Here is a 15646-nt window from a genome sequence, read left to right on the forward strand (position 1 = left end):
TCCCTTTATGATATCGATGCGGTTGTGGATCATGACTGCAGCGATCAGGCGTTTCAGACTGTCTGAATCTGTGGTCACATACGGTAACCTGTGGCATCAGGATTGAACTGCTCACCAGACAAGGAAACCCATGGCTGCTCCGTCCACCGATAAACCCACCACCATCGAACCCGGCTTTCACGCCATCCACGCCAACCATCTGGAAGACCTGCGCCGGGCGGTGGTGTACATCTGCCGGCAGAGCCCCATGCCGCCGCTGCAGAGCGAAACCTTCCTGGTGCAGAGTAACGGCATTGCCCAGTGGCTGAAGCTGGCGCTGGCGGAGAAGCGGACGGACGATGGTGCAGAGGGTGGTCTGGGCATTGCCGCCGGCATGGACTTCCTGTTCCCGGCCCGTTTTATCTGGCAGGCCTACCGGGCCGTTCTGCCGGACGGGGAAGTACCGGAGCAGTCCCCCTTCGACAAGCGCCGGCTGGTTTGGCGGCTGTACCGGTTGCTGCCGGAACTGGTGGGGCAGGACGACGCCTTCACCCCGTTGGCACGGTTTCTGGAAGGCACGGATCCGGATCTGCGTAATTTTCAGTTGGCCGAGAAAGTGGCCGACCTGTTCGACCAGTACCAGGTCTTTCGCGCTGACTGGCTGGCGGCCTGGGAGCAGGGCAAGGATGCGATCATCACCGCCCGGGGCCAGGAAAAAGCCCTGGACACGGAGACCCGCTGGCAACCGTTGCTTTGGCGCAAACTGGTGGAAGACGTTGGCGAAGCCGCCGACACCAGCCGCTCCCAAATCCACACCCGCTTTATGGAACAGGGCCAACAGGTCAACAGCCCGGCCAATCCGGCCCGGTTGCCCAGGCGCATTGTGGTATTCGGGGTGTCGTCACTGCCCCGGCAGGCCCTGGAAGCCTTATACGTACTCAGCCGCTTCAGCCAGGTGGTGCTTTGCGTCCACAACCCCTGCCAGTTCTACTGGGCCGATATCATCAGCGATCGGGAACTGTTGAAAGCCGAACGCAAACGGGGTGTGGCCCACCCGGTGCTGTCACAGATTGCCGATCCGGACCAGCTGCACCAGCACGCCAACCCGTTGCTGGCCGCCTGGGGCAAGCAGGGCCGGGACTACATCCGGCTGCTGGACGAGTTCGACAACCCGGACGACTACCGCAGCAGCTTCCAGACCCCGGACCAGAAGATCGACATCTTCTCGGAACATGGCGCCGGCGAAGCCTCCTGCCTGCTGTACCAATTGCAGAACGATATCCACAACCTCACCCCGCTGCAGGAAATCCGGGAACAGCAGCGCCAGCTGGATCTGGTCCACGACCATTCCCTGGCATTCCACGCGGCCCACGGCCCCCAGCGGGAAGTGGAGATCCTGCACGACCAGCTGCTGGCCGCCTTCAATGCCGACCCGAACCTTCGGCCCCGGGATATCATCGTGATGGTGCCGGATATCAACGTCTACGCGCCCCACATTCAGGCGGTCTTCGGCCGCTACCAGCCCGGCCGCAAACGCCACATTCCCTTTACCATTTCCGACCAGGGCCAGCGCCACCACGAACCGGTGCTGATCGCCCTGGAAACCCTGATGTCGTTGCCCCGAAGCCGTTTCGGCGTGAGTGAAATCATCAGCCTGCTGGAGGTGCCCGGCATCCGCGACCGCTTTGGCATCCGCGAAGACGAGATTCCCGTGGCCCGGCGCTGGGTGGAAGGCGCCAACATCCGCTGGGGCCTGCACGGCCGCCACCGGGAAAGCCTGGACCTGCCGGCAGAGCTGGAACGCAACACCTGGCAGTCCGGCCTGCGGGCCATGCTGCTGGGCTATGGCATGGGCGAGGACGAACCCTGGGCCGGCGTGGAGCCCTATGGCGAAATCGGCGGCCTGCAGGCCAGCCTGGCCGGGCGTCTGAGCGAATTCGTGCACCAGTTGGAAACCCTGTGGCAGGCACTGCAAACCAGCCGAAGCCCGGGCGACTGGGAAACCCTGTTTTCGGACATGCTCGGGCAGTTTTTCCACAAGGTCGAAGGCAGCGATCTGTTACTGCTCAACCGTTTCCGCCGGCAGCTGGAACAATGGCTGGAGGATTCCCTGGCCGCGGGACTTGAGGAGCGGAAACTCCCCCTGAACATCGTCAAGGATGTGCTGCTCGAAGGCCTGGACGAGGGCGGCCTGAACCAGCGCTTCCTGGCCGGCAAGGTCAATTTCGCCACCCTGATGCCCATGCGGGCCATCCCCTTCCGCAAGGTCTGCCTGCTGGGCATGAACGATGGCGACTACCCCCGCTCCCGGCCACCGGTGGATTTCGACCTGATGGCCCAGGATTACCGCCCGGGGGACCGCTCCCGACGGGAGGACGACCGCTACCTGTTCCTGGAAGCCGTGCTGTCAGCACGGGAACAGCTTTATATCAGTTGGGTAGGGCGCAGCATCAGGGACGATTCCGAACGGCCGCCGTCGGTATTGGTCGGACAGCTTCAGGATCATCTCGACAGTCTGTGGACAGTGGCCGGCGACCCCGATGCGAAAGTCACCAGAGCCCTGACGATCCAGCATCCACTGCAACCCTTCAGCCGGGCCTATTTCCCGAAAGCCAATGGCATGGGCGAAAGCGGGGCTGATAGTGAACACAGCCCGCCGAAACCCCTGGCCGAGGTGCTTCAGGCCCGCAACCTGTTCACCTACGAACGGGAATGGCGCGGCGCCCATGGCGTTGAAGCGTCCGAACAGACTGGCACTGCCCTGCCGTACCAGACACCGGAAGAACCCATCAGCCTGAACGATCTGGCCGGCTTCCTGAAAAAGCCCATCGACACCTTCTACCAGCGTCGCCTGCAGGTGCGGTTTGAGGATGTCGAAGACGACGATACCGACAACGAAAACTTTGATCTGAATGGCCTGGACCGCTGGCGTCTGGACAACGAACTGATTCAGGACAGCCTACTGAAAGCCGGCTCCGAAGAGGAGCTGCACGAGCGGCTGGAAAACACTCTGGATCGCATGGCCCGCCGGGGGGATCTGGGCATGGGGGTGACCGAACACCGGCTGCGCTCGGAGCTGTCCGGGCGTTTGCCGGATCTGTTCGAACGTTACCAGAGCGCTCTCGCAGAATGGCCGGAGGCCGTGGCTGAACCCTTGCCCTTCGACTACCGGTTCGAAAACTCGATGGGTGCCGTGGACGTGGCGGATCTGATTGACAGCCTGCGCTGCAACCCTGCGGGCCAGCTGTGCCGCCTGGTGGTGGCCAGTTCCGGCCTGCTGACCGGCTCCGGAGGCAGCAGGAAAGTGCGCTACGCCAACCTGATGCGGGACTGGGTGATTCACCTGGCCGGCCAGCTCGGTGGCCAGCCGTTTGAAACCCTGATTCTGGGCAAGGAAGAGGGTCGGAAATTCCGTTTCGCGCCGCTGGCGCCGGAGATTGCCAAGCGCCATTTTGATGCCATCCTCAGCCGCTGGATGGATGCCACCACCCGGGCACTGCCCATTCACTGCGATGCCGGCTTTGCCTGGATTTACAGCTTCTACCAGAGTAAGAAATTCCTGGGTGACCACGAACGGGCCATCAGCGATGCGGAACAGGCCTACAGCACTGCCCTGGAGCGGGATACCGGCTACCTGCGCGGGGCCTTTGAAAGCCCGGAGTTATTGCTGGCCAGTGGCGAGTTCGAAGCTTTGTTGCATGAACTCTATGTGCCCCTGTGGGAAGCGGAGCAGGGCAAGTCGGCCGCGGACCAGATTGGGAGTTTGGAATGAGCGACCTTTTTTGGAAACGATGCAACTTCCTCGGGTTTTGTCGTGGCATAGTGAGTCTGGCCACCTGATTTCGAGCGTGCCAGGGTTGCACAGTGGTAGCTGCCTGGGATGCAATGGGCCTGGGAAGCCACGCCTACTGCGAAATGATGGCTCCTGTCATACCAGTGTGACCGCGTCTTACCACATCTGCGATAAAGTCGAGCAAACCTGGCTAGATTTTTAAGGGAAAAACCATGTTGATAGAAAGCCTTCGCATCAAAAACTTCAAAAGCTTTCGCCAAGCCCAGATGAAAAACCTCCCCCGGTTTTGCGTTGTGGTTGGTGCCAACGGAAGCGGGAAGTCCAACTTGTTCGATGTCTTTGGCTTTCTGAAAGACTGCCTGACATTCAACGTAAAACAGGCTCTCCAGGTCAGGGGAGGATTTCGTGAGGTGCTCAGCCGAGGCGTAGACGATACCAAATCCATTGAGCTGGAAATCAAATTTCGGATGAATATTGCGGGAGTCGAGCGACTGGTAACCTACCTTATCGAAGTTGGTATGGATAACCGCCAGGTAGTGGTACTTCGTGAAGTGCTGCGTTACAAACGCGGGCGTTATGGCTCCCCTTACCACTTCCTCGATTTTACCAAAGGAACCGGCTATGCCATTACCAACGAGGAGGACTTTGACAAGCAGGATGAGGAGCTCGAGAGGGAACAACAGAATGTCGGCAAAGATGCGCTTGCCATCAAAGGCTTAGGGCAGTTCGAGCGCTTTAAAGCCGCCAATGCTTTTCGGCAGCTTATTGAGAACTGGCATGTGTCGGATTTTCACATCAACCTCGCCAGAGGTAGCAAAGAGGCCATTGGTGAGTACGAACATCTGTCGGTTTCCGGTGATAACCTACAACTGGTGGCTCGCAACATCTATGAAAGTCACCCGGAAATTTTTCAGAACATCGTCACCGCAATGAAACACCGGGTTCCCGGTGTAAGTCAGGTCGAACCCTTATTAACCCAGGACGGACGGCTGATCCTGAACTTCCAGGACGACACGTTCAAAGACCCCTTTATTGATAAGTACGTCTCTGACGGCACCATCAAAATGTTTGCCTACCTGGTGCTGTTGTACGACCCGGAGCCGCATCCGCTGCTGTGTATCGAAGAGCCGGAAAATCAGCTTTACCCCACCTTACTCTGGGAGCTGGCTGAAGAATTCCGTGCCTATGCTGAGCGGGGTGGCCAGGTATTTGTGTCCAGCCACTCGCCCGATTTCCTGAACGCGGTAAAGCTTGAGGAAGTGTACTGGCTGGTGAAAGAGCAGGGCTATACCCACATTCGTCGGGCGGAAGATGACCCACAGTTGAAGGCCTTTATAAACGAAGGGGACCAGATGGGCTACCTGTGGAAAGAAGGCTTTTTCCCGGGGGCTGATCCACGATGACCGAACTGGTATTTTTTCTTGAGGAGCCATCCGCCAAAGCCATGCTGGAAGGTGTGGTCCCCAGGCTTCTGGATGACAGCATTAACGTACGTTATGTGGTATTTGAAGGCAAGCAGGACTTGGAAAAACGCCTTCCACGTCGATTACGTGGCTGGCAGAACCCCCATGCTCGCTTTTTGGTGATGCGAGACCAGGATTCTGGTGATTGCTACGAGATTAAAGGCAAGCTGGCAGGCATTTGTGATAGAGCAGGCCGACCGGATGCACTGATTCGCATTGCCTGTCATGAGCTGGAAAGCTTTTATCTGGGCGACTTGAATGCCGTAGCCGCTACGATTGGGCCACAAAAACTGGCCAAACAACAAAACAACGCGAAATACCGTGATCCGGATCGCCTCAACAACGCCGCCCAGGAACTGAAACGTATCGCCAAAACCTATCAGAAGCTCTCTGGCTCACGTGCCATTGGCCCAGTGTTGTCACTGGATGAGAACCAGTCCCAAAGTTTTAATCAGTTGATTGGTGGCATCAAACGGTTGGCAGGAGTACAACCATGAATTTAAAACCTGGCGGTAAAACCCACACCATGCGAACTATCTACAAACTACCTCTGAGCGTCTACGTCTTCCTCGCTGCAGAACTTTGGTATGGCGTATCTTTCCCAAAATGAACAACCACACCCTTGGCCGCAGTCTGAACCCCCTCGCCCTGCCCCTGAAAGGCAGCGCCCTGATCGAAGCCAGTGCCGGCACCGGCAAAACCTTCACTATCGCCATCCTCTACGTACGCCTGGTGCTGGGCCATGGCCAGACCGAAGACAGCCCGCTGCAGAATCTGCTTCCGCCTAACCTGCTGGTGGTTACCTTCACCGAGGCTGCCACCAAAGAGCTGCGAGACCGTATCCGCACCCGGCTGACCCAGGCCGCCGAGGTGTTTTCCGATGCCCCCGACGAGTCCGATCCGCCGGCCGAAACGGCACTGATTTACCAGCTTCGGAATGAAGGTTACCCGGACCCGGCCACATGGCCAGACTGCCGCAAGAAGCTGCTGCTGGCCGCCGAATGGATGGACGAAGCCGCAGTGTCCACCATCCACAGCTTCTGCAACCGCATGCTCAGCGAGCACGCCTTCGACAGCGGCAGCCTGTTCAAGCTCACCCTGGAAACCGACCAGAGCGAACTGCTGGAGGATGTCACCCGGGATTACTGGCGCACCTTTGTGTACCCGCTGCCGCCGGCGCTGATGGACGAGGCCCTGAGCCACTGGAAAACCCCGGCCGACCTGCGTAGGGCCGTGCGCAACCTGATCGATGATCCGGACAGCCTGGGCACCCCGCCGGAAAACGTGCAACAGGCCATCAATCAGGTGGTCAGCCTGCGTCAACAGCAATCACAAACGCTGAAGGCCCATCCCTGGGACCGGTGGCAGGCAGAGGTGATCGACCTCCTGAACGACCTGAACAAGAGCAAACGGCTCCATGGCGCCAGCAAGAACGCCATGGTCAAGGTCTGGGACACTCTGATCACGTGGGCGGAATCCGACGACCTGTTACCGGACAAGATAGACAATGCCGCCGGGTTCAAAAACCAGACGCCTGAGGGCCTCGCCAATATTCTCAAAGGCGAGGAGCCCGCTCCCCATCACCCGGCATTCGAAGCCATAGAAGCATTGATGGACTTTAGCCAGAACCAGCCCAGCGCCAAATCCGACATTTTGCGCCACGCCAGCCACTGGATTGCCGAACGGCTGGAATCGGAAAAGCAGAAACGCTCGGAGATGGGCTTTGATGATCTGCTCACCCGCCTGGACGGAGCCTTGCACGGGCCCCGGGGTGATCAGCTGGCCGCCACCATCCGCCGCCAGTTCCCGGTGGCGCTGATCGACGAATTCCAGGACACTGACCCGGTGCAGTACCGTATCTTCAACCGGGTCTACAATGTGGAAGGCAGCGATCCGGACACCTGCCTGCTGATGATCGGGGATCCTAAGCAGGCCATTTATGGTTTCCGGGGCGCCGATATCCACACCTACCTTCTGGCCCGCCAGGGCGTAAAAGAGCGCACCTACACGCTGGGCAAGAACTTCCGCTCCGCCAAACCCATGGTGGCTGCGGTGAACCGGGTGTTTGAACACAGCGACCAGCACAGCCGCGATGGCGCTTTCCTGTTCGGCAAGGGCGACAACTCACCCTTGCCATTCCAGGGTGTGGCCGCCAACGGCACCAAACGCCTGTGGTCGGTAAACGGCGAGGTTCAATCCAGCCTGATGTTCTGGACGCACGAATCCGGGGAAGAGGGCAAAGACGGCAACCCGAAGGGCCTGGCCAAAGGCACCGCCACCGCCGATGTCGCCGAAACCTGCGCCAGCGAGATCGCCCGTCTGCTCACGCTGGGGCAGGCCGGGCAGGCCGGCTTTGCCCTGCCGGAGAACCCGGCAGATCTGGAACCGGTAACCCCCAAAGACATCGCCATTCTGGTCAACAACCGCAACGAAGCCAGCGCAGTGCGGGATGCCCTCGGCCGCCGGCGCATCAAGAGCGTGTACCTGTCGGACCGGGATTCGGTGCTGACCTCACAGGAAGCCAAGGAAATGCTGTGCTGGCTGCGGGCCTTCGCCGAGCCCCGGCAACTGGCCTGCATTCGCGCGGCGCTGGCCACCCCCACCCTGAGCCAGTCCTGGCAGGCCCTGGACCGGTTGCTCACCGATGAGATTGCCCTGGAGCGGGAAATCGAACGGTTTATGGGCTACCAGCAGCAATGGCAGAAACAGGGTGTACTGCCGATGCTGCGCAGCTTCCTGATGGATTTCGGGGTGCCCGGCCGGTTGCTGCAACGGGCCGATGGCGAGCGGCGGCTGACCGACATCCTGCATATCGCCGAACTGCTGCAGCAGGACAGCCTGCAACTGGACGGCGAGCATGCCCTGGTGCATCACTACACCCGGATTCTGCGGGCGGCGGACGAGGAAGACGAACACCGCACCTTACGCCTGGAAAGCGACGCCGGACTGGTAAAGGTGATTACCGTGCACAAGTCCAAGGGGCTGGAATACCCGCTGGTGTTCCTGCCCTTTGGCACCGCTTACCGGGCCCAGAGCGAAAAGCAGGCCTTTGTGCGCTACCACGATGACCAGGGCAAACTGGTCACTGTCTTCGACCCCAACGCCGAAGACGTTGCCAAGGCCGACCGGGAGCGTCTGGGCGAGGATATCCGCAAGCTCTACGTGGCCCTGACCCGGGCCCGGTTTGCGACCTGGGTAGGCGCTGCTGCCCTCGATAACTGGCCGCAAAGTGGCCTGGGTTATCTGATCGCCGGTGAAGCGGGGAGTCGGATCACCGACTGCCTGACCCGGCTGGGCGAAGGCCAACCGGAAATTACCATAACCCCGCTGCCGGAAGCGGAACAGACTCAATACAGCGAACCGGCGCCGGAGGCCCTGGGCCCGGCGTTGGAATCCACCCGTGAGGCGAAAGAGGACTGGTGGATTGCCAGTTACTCCGCCATCGAATACACCGGCATGGCCGGCACCGGAGTTGCGTTCACCGGTGAGGTGGAGGACGCCCAGACCCAGAACCTGCTGGAGGAAAGCACCCAGGAAGACGGCGAGCAGACAGCACCGATGACGGCTCATCGAAACCAGCACAATTTCCCCAAAGGCGCCGGCCCCGGCACCTTCCTGCACGAACTGCTGGAATGGTGCAGCCAGCATGGCTTCCAGCGGGTTGTGGATAATCCGTCCACGCTCCGGGAACAACTTACACGCCGGTGCGGCACCCGGGGCTGGAATGACTGGCTGGACCCGCTGGAACACTGGCTGCAGGCGCTGATCACCCGGCCACTACAACTGCAACGCTCTGGCACTGAAAGCGTCAGCCTGGCAGACCTGGCCACCCTGCGCCCGGAACTGGAATTCTGGTTTGAGAGCCGCAACGTCAGCATCGGCAAGCTCGACCAGCTGGTGACCCATTACACCCTGAACGGCGCCGACCGGCCCCGAGTGGAGGAGAACCGCTTTAACGGTATGCTCAAGGGCTTTATCGATCTGGTGTTTGAACACAACGGGCAGTATTACGTGCTGGACTACAAATCCAATACCCTGGGCGAGGAAGACAGCGCCTACACTGATCAGGCCATGGGTAACGCCATTCTGGATAAACGCTACGACCTTCAATATGTGCTGTACCTGCTGGCACTGCACCGGTTGCTGAAAGCCCGGCTGCCCGGTTACGACTACGACCAGCACATCGGCGGCGCCGTCTACCTGTTCCTGCGGGGGGTCAATTCCACCACCGGTGGCGCCTTTACCGACAAACCACCGAGAGCGTTGATTGAACAGCTGGATGCCCTGTTTGATGGTGAATCCGTGCCAGGGAGGGTGGCCGCATGAGCCGTACCCGCACTCACACCCACAATACCGAAAACCAGATCGCGCTGGATTTTGGGGATTCCACCCCGCACGTCGCCCCCATGCCCGGGCCGGAAAACAGGGCCGTTGACACCTCTGGTTTGCTCACCAGCCTGGATAAAACCGAGGCTCTGCTCCAGCAATGGCAACAGGCAGAATGGCTACGCCCCCTGGATGTGGGTTTTGCCCGGCTGATCTGTGAACTGTCGGAAGAGCAGGGCGAACGCCCCAATCCACTGGTTCTGCTGCTGGCGGCATTGACCTCCCATCAAGTGGGCCGGGGCCATGTCTGTATTGATCTGGCCAACCTGCTGGCGGATACAGGCAACACCCTGTCGCTGCCGCCGGAGGAGCCAGTTCGCGACACCCTCACCGAATCCGAAGCGGCCGGGCTGAGCCAGCTGAAACCCGGCGATCTGCTTACGCGGATTACCCTGGCCGATTGCCAAGCCGCCCTGAACGGTTCTCTAGCGGTTAGTGATGGCTCACTGACTACTCCCCTGGTAGTGAACGAGACCCGGCTCTACCTGCGCCGTTTCTGGCGCTATGAACAGCGCATTGCCGAAGGGATTCAGCAGCGTCTGGCCCTGCCATCACCCCTGGCGGAGCCGGATTCCGCCCCGGCCCAAACCCTGTCCAAAACTCTTGACCAACTGTTCCAGTCACCGGAACCGGTGGATTACCAGAAACTCGCCTGCGCCCTGGCCGCCCGTAACCGCTTTTCGGTGATCACCGGCGGCCCCGGCACTGGCAAGACTACCACCGTGGTCAACCTGTTGGCGGCGCTGCAGGCAGTAGCAGGTGAGTCCCCGGAACGGGCCGGCCGGAAATACCGCATTCGTCTGGCCGCCCCCACCGGCAAGGCTGCCGCCCGCCTGAACGAATCCATTGGCGGTGCGGTCAGTCGTCTGCCACTGGACCAACTGCCGGGCAACATACAGCTGGAGGATATTCCCACCAGGGTCACCACCCTGCACCGCCTGCTTGGTAGCCGGCCGGATACCCGCAGGTTCCGCCACAACCGCGACAACCCGTTGCTGGTGGACATTCTGGTGATCGACGAAGCCTCCATGGTGGATGTGGACCTGATGGCCTCGGTGTTCGACGCCCTGCCCGCCAATGCCCAACTGATCCTGCTGGGGGACAAGGACCAGCTGGCCTCGGTGGATGCCGGTGCGGTATTGGGTGAGCTGTGCCAGCGTGCTCTGAAAGCGCATTACACCCCGGAAACCGCCCGGTGGCTTACCGCCATCACCGGCAATCAGGTTCCGGAGACCCTGATTGATCCTGGCGGCCAACCCCTGGACCAGGCCGTGGCCATGCTGCGCAAGAGCTACCGGTTCCAGCAAGACAGCGGTATCCGGGCGCTCTCGGACGCTGTGAACACCAACGCTCTTGATAGCGCTGTGCTGCACCAGATCCGGGAAGCAGAGTTCGAGGATGTGGTCTGGCTGAATGGCGACAAAGCAAGGCCAGATCCGGAGCAAACACAGGCGCTGATTTGCCGCCATGCCATTACCGGCACGCCGGAGGCTTTCCGCAACGCCGGGCAGGGTCGGGTATTGAATAACAAGGAGTTACCGCCGCCAGTCGGTTATTGCCATTACCTGAAACGGATGCAGGATCACGGCCTGACAGAAACCAGTCCTCGCGAAGACTGGGATGCCCTGGCGGTTCGGGTTCTGGACGCCTTCAACGACTTTCAGATCCTCTGTGCCCTGCGCAAGGGTCCCTGGGGGGTGGAAGGTCTGAACGACCGGGTTGCCCGGCATCTGTTGGCGGAAAAGCTGATCCCCAGGGCGGAAGGCTGGTACGCTGGCCGGCCGGTGTTGGTCACCGGCAACGACTACAACCTGGGCCTGATGAACGGGGATATCGGCATTACCTTCAACGTGCCCTGGGACAGGACCGAATCCGGTGAACCCAAAGACACGCTGCGGGTCGCCTTCCCGAGCGGCGACAGCACTGGAGCCATCCGCTGGATTTCCCCCAGCCGGCTACAGCAACAGGAAACCGTGTACGCCATGACCGTGCACAAATCCCAGGGCTCCGAGTTCAACCATACCTGCCTGGTACTGCCGGACCGCCTCAGCCCGGTGCTGACCAGGGAGCTGATCTACACCGGCATCACCCGGGCGAAAAACTGGTTCAGCCTGATTACCGGCGACTCCCAGGTTCTGAAAGACAGCGTTGGGCAGCAGGTAATCCGCGCCTCCGGGCTAGCCAGGAGACTCAGCGAGGGCTAGTGTCTGTGTCGTCGCTACTCCGGTGCTGCTGCGCCCACAGATGGGCGTAGTGGCCACCGGCGGCCAGCAGCGCGTTGTGGCTGCCACTCTCGACGATCCGGCCGCCGTCCATCACCAGGATGGTGTTGGCATCACGGATAGTGGAAAGGCGGTGGGCAATCACCAGCGTCGTCCGCTGCTGGCTGACTTCCTTCAGTGCGCCCAGGATCGCCTGTTCCGACAACGAATCCAGGGAAGAGGTAGCCTCATCCAGAATCAGCAACGGCGGGTTCTTGAGAATCACCCGGGCAATGGCCACCCGTTGTTTCTCGCCACCCGATAGTTTCAAACCGCGCTCACCCACTTTGGTTTCATAGCCATCCGGCAGGCTGTGGATAAAATCTTCCAGATGCGCCAGGCGCGCTGCCCGGTACACATCTTCTTCCGTGGCCTCTGGCCGCCCATAAGCCAGGTTCCGGTAAAGGGTATCGTTGAACAGCACCGTATCCTGGGGCACCACACCGATGGCCGATCTCAGACTGTCCTGGGTGACCTGGCGGATATCCTGACCATCAATGCGGATGGCCCCTTTATCGACATCGTAGAAACGGAACAGCAGGCGGGCGAGGGTAGACTTGCCGGCACCACTGGCGCCGACCACGGCCACCGTATGGCCGGCCGGAATGGAAAAATTCACATCCTGCAGAATCGGGCGATCCGGGCGATAGGCAAAGTGAATGTGGTCGAAGCGCACCTCAGCGTTATCCACAGCCAGTTCCCTGGCCTCCGGTGCATCCTGAATGGCCGGCTCGTCCCCGAGCAGTTTGAACAGCCGCTCGATATTGACCAGCGCCTGACGGATTTCCCGATATACAAAACCCAATGCATTCAGGGGAATAAACAGCTGCAACAGGTAGGCGTTGATCATGGTGAAGTCACCAAGGGTAATCGCGCCGCTCGCCACTTCCCGCACTGCCATGGCCATAATCACGATCATCGCCAGGCCGATGATCAGCGCCTGGCCCGAGTTCAGGGCCGCCAGTGACAGGCGGTTCTTCAGCCGTGCCTGTTCCCAGTCCTCAAGATCCACGTCGTACAACTGCGATTCATAGCGCTCATTGTTGAAGTACTTGACGGTTTCATAGTTAAGCAGACTGTCTATCGCCCGGGAGTTGGACTGGTTATCCCGGGCATTGGCCTCCCGCACAAACCGGGTACGCCACTCGGTAATTTTGATGGAAAAGACCACATAAACGGCCACAGCCACCAGAATGGCCAGGACATATCCCACATTGAACGCCACGAACAGGATGCCGGCGACCATCAGGATTTCCAGAAGGGTGGGGGCAATATTGAACAGGGTGAAACGCAGCAGGAAACTGATGCCGTTGGTGCCCCGTTCGATATCCCTGGCCAGGCCTCCGGTTTTTCGATCCAGATGGAAGGCCAGTTCCCGGTGATGCAGGTGCTCGAAGACCCGCAACGACACCCGACGCATGGCACGCTCTGCTACACGGGCGAACACCGCATCCCGCAATTCGCTGAACAGGGTGGCCCCAAAACGCAGCGAACCATAAGCCACCACCAGTACCACCGGAATCCACAGCAGCATGTCCGCGCCACGGGTCTGGTCCAGATAGTCGACGATGTACTTCAGCGCCACCGGAGTGGCCACCGTTGCCAGTTTAGCCAGGACCAGCAATGCCAGAGCCAGGGCCACCCGGCCCCGAAACTCGGCCAGATAAGGCCAGAGACCGGCAATCACTTTCCAGTCGGGTTTGTGGTCAGCGGGATAATCGTTATCAGCGTAGGCTCTCACTGTTGCGAATAACTCCAAGGTTGGGGAGCGCGAGTGGGTGGTAGAGTGTCTTCCGGGACCGTCAAAAGCCATGGATGGCTTTTGCCGAGCGTACAGGGACCTATTTACAGCGTGTCCCGGAAGTCACTACCACCCACTCGCGCTCTACCCGGATGTATGATAGGTCCTGTTGGAGAACAAATCGTATGGTTGCCAGAGTCTACAGCAGCCGGCACTCAGGAGGCACATCATCAGAACCCGTCACCGCAAGGCCCTGAAACTGGTTATTGGATTTATCAGCCCCTACCGCCGAGCCGTGGCCGGTGCTCTGGTGGCGTTGATTTTCACTGCGGGAATTACTCTGGGTCTTGGTCAGGGTTTACGAATCCTTGTGGATCAGGGATTGGCCACCGAATCCCCTGAGAATCTGGCAAAAGCTATCGGTCTGTTCTTTGTGCTGGTGCTGGGCCTGGCATTCGGCTCGTTTACCCGGTTCTATCTGGTGTCGTGGATCGGCGAACGGGTGGTGGCGGACATTCGCAAGAAGGTATTCAACCACCTGATTGATCTTCATCCCGGCTTCTTTGAGCAGAACCGTGCCCTGGAAATCCAGTCGCGGTTTACCGCGGATACCACGGTGCTGCAGTCGGTGATTGGCTCCACCGTGTCCATTGCCCTGCGCAACGCCCTCATGCTGGTTGGGGGTTTGCTGCTCCTGTTCATTACCAACGCCAAACTGGCCAGTATCATTCTGCTGGGGTTTCCCCTGGTGATCGCACCGATCCTGTTTTTCGGCAGGCGGGTGCGGGCGCTGTCCCGTCTCAGTCAGGACCGGGTCGCGGACGTCGGCAGCTACGTGGGCGAGAACCTGACCCAGATCAAGACCGTTCAGGCCTTCAATCACCAGCCCCATGACCGGCGCTTTTTTGCCGGGGTTTCGGAAAAGGCCTTCGAGATTGCCCGGCAGCGTATCCGTCAGCGCGCCTGGCTGACCACTCTGGCCATTTCCCTGGTGATGGGGGCCGTGGGCATCGTCATCTGGATTGGCGGGCTGGATGTCATTCATGGCCGCATCAGCCCCGGTGAACTGGCGGCGTTTGTATTCTACAGCCTGCTGGTGGGGGTGGCGGCAGGCGCCATCAGTGAGGTGATTGGTGAACTTCAGAGAGCAGCAGGCTCGGCGGCGCGGCTGTTCGAACTGCTGCAAACGGAGCCGGAATTTGTTCGAAAGAATGCGGGCAAAGCCCTTCCGGATCCCATCAAAGGCGAGATCCGCATTGAGCACCTGGGCTTCAGTTACCCTGGGCGTCCGGAGCAGCCTGCACTCTCTGACTTTACCCTGGAGGTGAAAGCCGGAGAAACCCTGGCACTGGTGGGCCCGTCTGGCGCGGGCAAATCGACCCTGTTCGATCTGTTACTGCATTTTTACCAGCCCGGTCAGGGCCGGATTCTGATTGACGGGATAAATACGGCTGACCTGTCTCTGGAATCCTTGCGCCGGTGTTTTGCCCTGGTGCCCCAGAACCCGGCGCTGTTTCATGGCACGGTGGCGGACAACATCCGCTATGCCCGTCCGGATGCGAGCCAGGGGGATGTCGAGCAGGCCGCACGGATAGCCTACGCCCATGACTTTATCCAGAGCCTGCCCAAGGGCTACGGGACATCCCTGGGGGATGCCGGCCTGGGATTGTCCGGCGGGCAGAAGCAGCGCCTTGCCATCGCCCGGGCCTTGTTGGCCGATGCCCCGATTCTCCTGCTGGACGAAGCCACCAGTGCGCTGGATGCGGAGAGTGAAAATCTCATTCAGCAAGCCATGCCAGCACTCACAACCGGGCGCACCACGCTGGTGATTGCCCATCGACTGGCGACCGTCAGAGACGCAGATCGCATCGCGGTTCTCGATCAGGGCCGCCTGCTGGCCGTGGGTACCCACGACGAATTAATGCGCCATAATGGTCTCTATCGGCGGCTGGCAAAACTGCAGTTTCGGGAAAACGCCGCCTGACAGCGACAATAGTCGGTTTGTTTCCTGTCACCGTACTAC

7 protein-coding genes are annotated in these 15646 nt (G+C 60.1%); 6 read left to right on the forward strand and 1 reads right to left on the reverse strand.

The window, feature by feature from the left end; all coding sequences use genetic code 11:
• Window positions 1-130 precede the first annotated feature (130 nt).
• The 5 genes from recC (at window position 131) to recD (ending at window position 11825) form a co-directional block, all read left to right on the forward strand.
• On the forward strand, window positions 131-3751 hold the full coding sequence (gene recC / locus NLK58_RS13075) for an exodeoxyribonuclease V subunit gamma (RefSeq protein ID WP_341580937.1): 3621 nt from the start codon (window positions 131-133) through the stop codon (window positions 3749-3751).
• A 233-nt stretch (window positions 3752-3984) separates the two neighbouring features.
• Window positions 3985-5175 (forward strand): AAA family ATPase, encoded by a 1191-nt coding sequence (locus NLK58_RS13080; protein ID WP_117618932.1) that lies wholly within the window; start codon window positions 3985-3987, stop codon window positions 5173-5175.
• Window positions 5172-5732: a DUF4276 family protein gene (locus NLK58_RS13085; RefSeq protein ID WP_117618933.1), complete on the forward strand. Its 561-nt coding sequence runs from the start codon at window positions 5172-5174 to the stop codon at window positions 5730-5732. Before NLK58_RS13080 ends, NLK58_RS13085 begins: the two co-directional genes overlap by 4 nt.
• Window positions 5733-5841: 109 nt before the next feature.
• A complete protein-coding gene (recB, locus tag NLK58_RS13090; RefSeq protein ID WP_341580938.1) occupies window positions 5842-9561 on the forward strand; it encodes an exodeoxyribonuclease V subunit beta in 3720 nt (1239 codons plus the stop codon).
• Window positions 9558-11825 carry an exodeoxyribonuclease V subunit alpha gene (gene recD, locus NLK58_RS13095; RefSeq protein WP_341580939.1) on the forward strand — a complete coding sequence of 756 codons (2268 nt, stop codon included), beginning with the start codon at window positions 9558-9560 and terminating at the stop codon, window positions 11823-11825. Before recB ends, recD begins: the two co-directional genes overlap by 4 nt.
• On the opposite strand, the gene NLK58_RS13100 is transcribed toward recD, so the two are convergent.
• Entirely contained in the window at window positions 11812-13623 is a 1812-nt protein-coding gene (locus tag NLK58_RS13100) for an ABC transporter ATP-binding protein/permease (RefSeq protein WP_341580940.1), read from the reverse strand. The genes recD and NLK58_RS13100 overlap by 14 nt on opposite strands.
• Window positions 13624-13876: 253 nt before the next feature.
• On the opposite strand from NLK58_RS13100, the gene NLK58_RS13105 reads away from it, so the two are divergent.
• Window positions 13877-15607 carry an ABC transporter transmembrane domain-containing protein gene (locus tag NLK58_RS13105; protein ID WP_341582804.1) on the forward strand — a complete coding sequence of 577 codons (1731 nt, stop codon included), beginning with the start codon at window positions 13877-13879 and terminating at the stop codon, window positions 15605-15607.
• The last annotated feature ends 39 nt before the right edge of the window (window positions 15608-15646 follow it).

The sequence above is a fragment of the Marinobacter metalliresistant genome (assembly GCF_038098645.1).
Lineage (GTDB): Bacteria > Pseudomonadota > Gammaproteobacteria > Pseudomonadales > Oleiphilaceae > Marinobacter > Marinobacter metalliresistant.